The organism is Polaromonas sp., from assembly GCF_029945685.1.
Lineage (GTDB): Bacteria > Pseudomonadota > Gammaproteobacteria > Burkholderiales > Burkholderiaceae_C > Polaromonas.
The window spans coordinates 45,319-52,457 of record NZ_JAQSDA010000005.1 but is presented as its reverse complement, the minus strand read 5'-3'; the positions used below and the strand labels follow the sequence as shown (position 1 = coordinate 52,457).

The following is a 7,139-nucleotide window of genomic DNA, read 5'->3' as shown; positions in this document are numbered from 1 at the left end:
GCACCGCAGGTTGCCCGTAGCGAAGCGGAGGGACCCAGACCATCGGGTCGCCTTTCTTTTCCTTAGGTTTCTTTGGCGAAGCAAAGAAAAGTAAGTCGCCAGCCGGGGCGAGTCCCGGCTTGCTGGCAAGCTACAAAGTGAATCAATCCGCGACCCGATCCCTCTGCCACCCGTTATGCTCACCCCCATGGGTGAATTCGACCTGATTGCACGTTACTTCACACGTCCCACGACGCGCGCCGTGCTGGGCGTCGGCGACGACTGCGCCCTGCTGCAGCCGGCCGCCGGCATGCAGATGGCCATTTCCTGCGACATGCTGGTCGAGGGCCGGCATTTCTTTCCCGACGTGGACCCGTTCACGCTGGGACACAAGGCGCTGGCCGTCAACCTCAGCGACCTCGCCGCCTGCGCTGCGCAGCCAGTGGCCTTCACGCTGGCGCTGGCGCTGCCACGGGCCGACGAAGCCTGGCTCGCGGCGTTTTCGCGCGGCCTGTTCGCATTGGCTGAGGCCCATAGTTGCGAACTGGTGGGCGGCGACACGACGCAGGGGCCGCTGAACATCTGCATCACCGTGTTCGGCGAGGTGCCGCGCGGGCAGGCGCTGCTGCGTTCGGGCGCGCGCGACGGCGACGACGTGTACGTCAGCGGCACACTGGGCGAGGCGCGGCTGGCGCTGGAAGCGCTGCGCGGCAGCATCGCCCTGCCGCATGAACGGCTGGCCGCCGCGCGCGCACGGCTGGAGCAGCCGACGCCGCGTGTGGCACTGGGCCTGGCGCTGCGCGGCATCGCAACAGCGGCCATCGACGTGAGCGACGGGCTGCTCGGCGACCTCGGTCACATCCTGCAGGCGTCCGGCACCGGCGCCCGCATCGACACCTCGGTTGCTATAAAATTGCTAGCTGATGGCGTAGATTCAGCAAGGGCTGAGGGCTATATTCCCCATGAAACCCGGCTGCGCTGCGTGCTGGCCGGCGGCGACGACTACGAGCTCGCCTTCACCGCCCCGGTGTCGGCGCGGGCGGCGGTGCAGGCAGCGGCGCTGCAGGCACGGACCGCGGTGACGCGTATCGGTGTCATCGAACACCCGCCCGGCCTGCGCCTGGTCGACGCCTCGGGCCATGCCGTGCCGGGCCGGTACGCGTCCTTCGATCACTTCGCCTGAACCGGTGTACGCTTGCGGGCCTGCTGCGTGCTTCCGCCATACCCCCAATCGGAGGCCGGAAGCTCCCGCACCACCACGTAGCTGGCTTCTTCCAGCGCGCCGCCCTCCGCGAGCTGGTGCTGCAGCTCGGCAAACGCCGCGCTGACGAAAGCGGCTTTCTCCTCCGCCGTGTTGGTGCCGGCGGTGACGCTGATCTCCAGCAGCGCGGTGGGCCGCTGCAGTTCGTCGCCACCGACATACCACTGTGCGGCAGGCAGGCCATCGACGATGACCGCGGTCACCTCGCGCCGCTTGCCGAGCAGCTGCGCGGTCAGCGTGGTCAGCGCCTGGGCCAGTTGCCGGTAACGGGCCGGGGTTTGCGGCGGCGCCACTTTCAGTGTCAAGGTGGGCATCTCAGGCCCCCCGGGTAAGTTGCCGCCTTGCCGGGTGGCGCAGGGCCTGCAGTCCGGCGCGGACGGCATGGCCCAGCCGGCGCCGGAAAGCCTCGATGGCCTGGTGACGCAGGGCGTCAGCCTGAAGCTTCGCCGCGTCGTGCAGACGCTGATAGCTGTCGTGGTGGAGATCGCTGTACATGGCGGGTCCTTTCGTTGCGTGTAGCTGGTGCTGGTGATGGCAACTGTAGGCAAGGCCTCGCCCGCGGGAAACAGCGTGACACGCAATTGGGTTTTGCATGCGCTGCAAAGGCAGGGGCAGGCGCGGCTGGTTACCATGGCGCCATGCGCGACCTCAGCTTCGACGACATGCACCTGTTTGCCCGCGTGGCCGAGCTCGGCACACTCTCGGCCGTGGCGCGCGAGCGCGATGTCCCGGTGAGCCAGGTCTCGCGGACGCTGGCGCGCATCGAAAAAGCCTGCGGCGCGCGGCTGATCCACCGCTCCACCCACGGCCTGACCCCGACCGCCGAAGGCCAGACCTTTTTGCAATACTGCCGGCGCCTGACCGGTACGCTGGACGAGCTGGAGGGCGAGTTTGCCAGCCAGTCGCGCCAGGCTGGCGGCTGGGTGCGCGTGGCGGCCAGCACGGTGGTCGCCGAGTACCTGCTGATCCCCAGCTTCGAGAGCCTGCACGCGCGCCACCCCAGGCTGTGTGTGGAACTGCAGGTCGAGGACCGGCTGGTCGACATGGCGCACGACGGCATCGACATCGCCATCCGCACCGGCACACCGGCAACCGACACGGTGGTGGCGCGGCAACTCGGCACGCTGGGCCGCAAGCTGTACGCCACACCCGGCTACCTGCAGGCCCACGGCACACCGCGCCATCCGGATGACCTGCACCAGCACCGCCTGATCACCAACAGTGCGGTGACCATGCTCAACCGCTGGCCTTTCATCGTCAAGGGTGAGCCGAGCGTGGTGGTGGCGGAGGGGCAGTGGCGCTCGGGCAGCACCGGCATCACCGCGCAGCTGGCGCTGCACGGTCTGGGCATCTCGCGTTTTGCCACCGTGGTGGCAGAGCCCCTGGTGCGGCGCGGCCTGCTGGTGCCGGTGCTGCCCGAATTTGTCGATGAGCAGCCCAGCCCGATTTACGCCGTCACGCTGACGAGCCGGCACCGCCTGCCCAAGATCAGGGCCTGCCTCGACCACTGGGCCGGCTGGTTTGCCCAGGCCGAGGGCGTTCAGCCCGCGGTGCAGGTATAACCCCCTGATGCAAGCCGACACGTCCACCGCCCCGCCCCCCGAAGTCCAGCGTCTGCTGGCCCGCGCCACCCGCCTCGAAACCCCCTGCGGCAGCGGCAGCATGGTCTGGCACCGGTGGCAGCCTGCGCCGGCGCTGGCCGGTTCGCCGCACCGGCCCGTGGTGCTGCTGCACGGCGGCAGCGGCAGCTGGACCCACTGGCTGCGCAACATCGACGCGCTGGTGAGCAGCGGCCGCGAGGTGCTGGCCGCCGACCTGCCGGGTTTTGGCGACTCGGCGCTGCCCGCCAGCGGCAACGACGCCGACGTCCTGGCCGCGCCGGTGCAGGCGGGTCTGCAGCTTCTGCTGGGCGAGGCCGCCTGCGACCTGGTGGCGTTTTCCTTCGGCGGCATGGTCGCCGGCTTTCTGGCGGCGCAGTGGCCGGCCCGCGTGGGGCGGCTGGTGCTGGTCGGCTCCCCCGGCCTGGGGGTGGCGTCGCGCAACACCGTCACGCTCACCGCCTGGCGCCACCTGCCCGACCCGGCTGAACGCGAGGCCGTGCACCGCAAGAACCTCGCCGCGCTGATGCTCTACCGCCCCGAATCCATCACCGCACTGGCGCTGCGGGTGCACAGCGACAACACGCTGCGCGACCGCATGAAGGGCCGCCGCCTGGCCTACACCGACGTGCTGGCCCGGACACTGGCCGGGGTGCGCTGTTCGGTGGACGCCATTTACGGCCGCGAAGACGCGCTGTACCGCGAACGTCAGGAAGCGCTGGCGCTGGCCCTGCAGTCGGCACCCCACTTTCGCGGCCTGCACTGGATAGACAACGCGGGGCACTGGGTACAGTTCGAGCAGGCGCAGGCCTTTGATGCCGTGCTGCGGGCAGTGCTGGAAGAAAGCCCCGCTCCTTGAAATGCTATGAAAAACATAGCTGCTTGCGCTCACCCTCATTGGGCCGCGTGCCATTTTTACTCATGAAATAAAATCGCTGCGCCCCCCGGCGCGCCCTCTTCCCATACACCATGCCCCCACTGAACGAAACCCCTGCCTTTCCGGGCGTGCCGAACCCGGCGCCGCCGCGCCGGCCCACGGCCCGCTTCATGCTGGCGCACCCGGCGCACCTGCTGGCGCTGGGCTTCGGCTCGGGCCTGAGCCCGGTGGCGCCCGGCACGGCCGGCACCTTGTGGGCCTGGCTGGCCTGGCTGGCGATAGCGCCCTGGCTCACGGCGCCGCAGATGGGGCTGCTGATTGCCGTGGCCACGCTGCTGGGCTGGTGGGCCAGCACGGTGACGGCCAGAAACATGGGCGTGGCCGACCCCGGCAGCATCGTCTGGGACGAAGTGGTGGCCTTCTGGCTCGTCCTCTGGCTGGTGATGCCGGCGGGCCTGTGGGGCCAGCTCGCGGCCTTTGTGTTGTTCCGCTTTTTTGACGCGGTGAAGTTCGGCCCCATGGCCTGGGCCGACCGGACCTTCAAGGGGTTTGGCTGGCGCGGCGGCTTCGGCATCATGGTCGACGACTTCGCCGCGGCGTTCTGTACGCTGCTGGTGATGGCCGCGTGGAGGTTCTGGTGAACCCCGTGTCACTATCAAAACAGGAGCTGCCTGCGCCCGCCCTGGTTGGGCTGCTGGCAGATTTTCTTCTCAGCAAAGGCTGGTTGCTGGCCAGCGCCGAAAGCTGCACCGGCGGTTTGATCAGCGCCGCCTGCACCGACCTGGCGGGTTCCAGCAACTGGTTCGAGCGCGGTTTTGTCACCTACTCCAACGCGGCCAAGACCGACATGCTGGGCGTGGACGCGGCACTGATCAACGCCCACGGCGCGGTCAGCGAAGAAGTCGCGCGCGCCATGGTGCAGGGCGCCATTGGGCATTCAAAAGCGCAGGTCGCTGTGGCGGTGACCGGTGTGGCCGGCCCCGCCGGCGGCAGCCGCGCCAAACCGGTAGGCACCGTGTGGTTCGGCTTCGTGGTGGACGGCCGGCTCAGCAGCGAGATGCAGCGTTTTGACGGCAACCGCGCAGCCGTGCGGGCCGCCACGGTGCAGCATGCGCTGCAGCGGCTGCTGCAACTGATGCAGCCGCTGGCCGAGGCGCCATAAACCTGCCCTCATGTCTTGATGAGGTGGGCCTCCAGCCCGCGTCGCGGCGAGGGACCCACCTGCGGCGCAAACCCCAGCCTGGCCCACATCTGCACCGTGTACTGCGGCGGCGGTGCCTGCAGCAGGGCGTGGATGTCGGCATAGGGTTTGGCCTGTTCGGGGTACTCCTGCAGCGCCTGCGACAGCGGCTGCATGGACAGGCCCAGCGCCGTCGCCGCCAGCTGCGCACGCACATAGGCCCGGCCGGCGTTGACCTGGGTGCTGCGCGTATTGCCTTCGGTGACCATCCAGACAAACGCCGGTGTCGCGGCGATCTTGGCATTGAAGTCCTTGATCTGGCCGGTGGTGGCCGAGTCGTTGGGCGCCGGCGCCTTGCTGCGGTCAAACAGGCCGAGTGACGTCAGCGCACGCACCATGGGCGTGTTGATGGTGAGGCCGTCGCGGTGCTCGGCAATCTCGCGCGGACCGACTCGCAGCACCTTGAACGATTCCAGCACGGTGCGGGGCGTCACCAGCTCGATGCGCCAGGCCTCCATGGCGATGGCGCGATGCTGCTGCATCAAGTCAGGCTGGCCGGTTCCCACGAAACCGGTGCGGATGGAAAACGGCGCGACGCTGGCGGCGATGGCCTGCGGGGCACCAGCTGCGGGTTCGCGCATCTCGTAGGCTTCGCGGTTGGTGTGCCGCTTGAGGATCTGGGCGAACAGCGGGTCCGGTTTGACGGCGGCGTCCGGGGCCATGCGGATGCGCGCGACCGGCCGCTGGTCCAGCGCGGCCGGGCCGAATTCGCCTTGCGGGAACAGCCTGATGTCGGCGCGCAGGCCTTTCTGTTTTGCAGCGAGGTCGAGCAACTCCAGAAAAGTGCCGTGGCTCATCATGATCTGGCGCGACTGCGGATCGGTCTCGGGCAACAGGCGCGTCAGGTCGCAGTACAGCATGATCTCGCCGGGCTGGCGCAGGTCCACCAGCCAGGACTGCAGGTTGTGCGAGTGCGGCGCCAGGATGGCGTAGCTGAGGATCCAGCGCCGTACATCGGCGGTGTCGGCCGCGGGCCCGTTCCAGGCGGCAATCGCCTCGGGCGGCAGCTCGGACGAGCAGCCGGCGAGTCCGGCCGTGGCGCCCAGCACCACGCCGCCACCGGCCAGGCGCACAAAGTTTCTGCGGTTCAGGTTCACGAGGCGCTCCGTTCAAAGACTGGTGCCCTCAGCCTAGCTTCTTTCACCGTCGTCTCCTTGCGCGAAGTCAACAGGCCCAGCTCTGCCAGCGCCGCGCGCAGCGCCTCGGGAAACGGTGTGTGGGGCTCGGCGCCGGTGAGGGCCGCCATGCGGGTGTTCACCAAGGAGTGCGGCGTGTGCCACTGGTAGCGCATTTCACACAGCGCCGCGATTTTCGGCAACACCAGCCCCAGCGCCCGCATCATGGGCCAGGAGAGCGAGCCGGTGTGCAGCTGGCCGCCGGGCGGCAGCCAGCCGCACTCCCAGGCGATGTCAGCCAGCGCATCCGCCCAGTCCTGCCCGGTGAGGCTGTAGCCGGCAAAGTGCAGGGTCTCGAAGGCCGGCAGCCGGTGCCGCTGACCGGCCACCGCCACAAAACTGCGCGCCATGTCGGGCAGCCAGGCCCAGGCCGTCGGCACATTCAGGGGACCGGGGTGGGTGAACCTGCCGCGCTGGATGTCCTTGACCATCACCTCGTCCAGCCATGCGCCGGTGCCGCTGCCGAAAAAGTCACCGCCGCGAATCACCACCGCCTGCATGCGGCCGTCCTGCGTGGCCGCGCGTACCTGCGCTTCGCTGGTCATGCGCATGCGGCCCTTGAAGGTGCTGGCCGCCTGCGCCGTGTCCTCGCGCAGCAGCGGCGGCATGGTCGCGCCAAAGTTGTAGACGCTGGCCGGCAGCATCAGCAAGGCGCCGAGTTCGCGCGCCACGTCGATGGCGGCCTGCGTCAGGCCGGGCAGATCGCGGCGCCAGGCGGCGTGTGTGTAGACCGGACTGAGCCCCTGCACCACCACCGCGGCGCCGTGTGCAGCGGCGGCAAGCCAAGCCGTGTCACCGGGCTGTGCGTTCAGCCACACCACACCGGGAATCGCCGGCCCGCTGGTGCCCGGGCGCAGCTGGGCGAGCACCCGCCAGCCCGCCTGGGCAAAGGCGCGCGTGGCCGTCAGGCCAAAACGCCCGCGGGCGCCGAGGATGAGAACGGTGGCAGGCTCGGTCATGGAAATCTCCTGAAGAAAGCGGTGGGCATGGGCGTGATTGTGGAAACCTG

At 69.1% G+C, this 7,139-nt stretch carries 9 protein-coding genes; 5 read left to right on the top strand and 4 right to left on the bottom strand.

The genetic code is table 11. The features are described from left to right. The first annotated feature begins 175 nt into the window (after positions 1–175). Entirely contained in the window at positions 176–1,162 is a 987-nt protein-coding gene (gene thiL, locus PSV26_RS02460) for a thiamine-phosphate kinase (RefSeq protein WP_300567248.1), read from the top strand. On the opposite strand, the gene PSV26_RS02455 is transcribed toward thiL, so the two are convergent. Further along, the gene (locus PSV26_RS02455) at positions 1,150–1,545 is read right to left on the bottom strand and encodes a tautomerase family protein (RefSeq protein WP_300567245.1); all 396 of its coding nucleotides are present in this window, start codon (positions 1,543–1,545) and stop codon (positions 1,150–1,152) included. The genes thiL and PSV26_RS02455 overlap by 13 nt on opposite strands. Positions 1,546–1,555: 10 nt before the next feature. After that, entirely contained in the window at positions 1,556–1,735 is a 180-nt protein-coding gene (locus PSV26_RS02450; protein WP_300519905.1) for a hypothetical protein, read from the bottom strand. A 143-nt stretch (positions 1,736–1,878) separates the two neighbouring features. On the opposite strand from PSV26_RS02450, the gene PSV26_RS02445 reads away from it, so the two are divergent. The 4 genes from PSV26_RS02445 to PSV26_RS02430 all read left to right on the top strand — a co-directional run bounded on the left by PSV26_RS02445 (position 1,879) and on the right by PSV26_RS02430 (position 4,877). Further along, complete coding sequence (locus tag PSV26_RS02445; RefSeq protein WP_300519908.1) at positions 1,879–2,802, top strand: LysR family transcriptional regulator; 924 nt, start codon at positions 1,879–1,881, stop codon at positions 2,800–2,802. Positions 2,803–2,809: 7 nt separating this feature from the next. After that, a complete protein-coding gene (locus tag PSV26_RS02440; protein WP_300567242.1) occupies positions 2,810–3,697 on the top strand; it encodes an alpha/beta fold hydrolase in 888 nt (295 codons plus the stop codon). A 110-nt stretch (positions 3,698–3,807) separates the two neighbouring features. Beyond that, positions 3,808–4,356: a phosphatidylglycerophosphatase A gene (locus tag PSV26_RS02435; RefSeq protein WP_300567240.1), complete on the top strand. Its 549-nt coding sequence runs from the start codon at positions 3,808–3,810 to the stop codon at positions 4,354–4,356. A gap of 5 nt (positions 4,357–4,361) precedes the next feature. Next, on the top strand, positions 4,362–4,877 hold the full coding sequence (locus PSV26_RS02430) for a CinA family protein (RefSeq protein WP_300567237.1): 516 nt from the start codon (positions 4,362–4,364) through the stop codon (positions 4,875–4,877). Positions 4,878–4,885: 8 nt separating this feature from the next. Here the strand turns inward: PSV26_RS02430 and PSV26_RS02425 are convergent, their stop codons facing one another. Together PSV26_RS02425 and PSV26_RS02420 are read right to left on the bottom strand one after the other, a co-directional pair. Next, positions 4,886–6,052, bottom strand: coding sequence for a twin-arginine translocation pathway signal protein (locus tag PSV26_RS02425; RefSeq protein WP_300567235.1), 1,167 nt, complete (start codon positions 6,050–6,052; stop codon positions 4,886–4,888). Further along, entirely contained in the window at positions 6,049–7,089 is a 1,041-nt protein-coding gene (locus PSV26_RS02420) for an epimerase (RefSeq protein WP_300567232.1), read from the bottom strand. Before PSV26_RS02420 ends, PSV26_RS02425 begins: the two co-directional genes overlap by 4 nt. Between the last annotated feature and the right edge of the window lie 50 nt (positions 7,090–7,139).

Coding starts and splice junctions, on each gene's coding strand:
- thiL (WP_300567248.1), top strand. CDS start 176: ATGCTCACCCCCATGGGTGAATTCGACCTGATTGCACGTTACTTCACA.
- PSV26_RS02450 (WP_300519905.1), bottom strand. CDS start 1,735: ATGTACAGCGATCTCCACCACGACAGCTATCAGCGTCTGCACGACGCG.
- PSV26_RS02445 (WP_300519908.1), top strand. CDS start 1,879: ATGCGCGACCTCAGCTTCGACGACATGCACCTGTTTGCCCGCGTGGCC.
- PSV26_RS02440 (WP_300567242.1), top strand. CDS start 2,810: ATGCAAGCCGACACGTCCACCGCCCCGCCCCCCGAAGTCCAGCGTCTG.
- PSV26_RS02435 (WP_300567240.1), top strand. CDS start 3,808: ATGCCCCCACTGAACGAAACCCCTGCCTTTCCGGGCGTGCCGAACCCG.
- PSV26_RS02420 (WP_300567232.1), bottom strand. CDS start 7,089: ATGACCGAGCCTGCCACCGTTCTCATCCTCGGCGCCCGCGGGCGTTTT.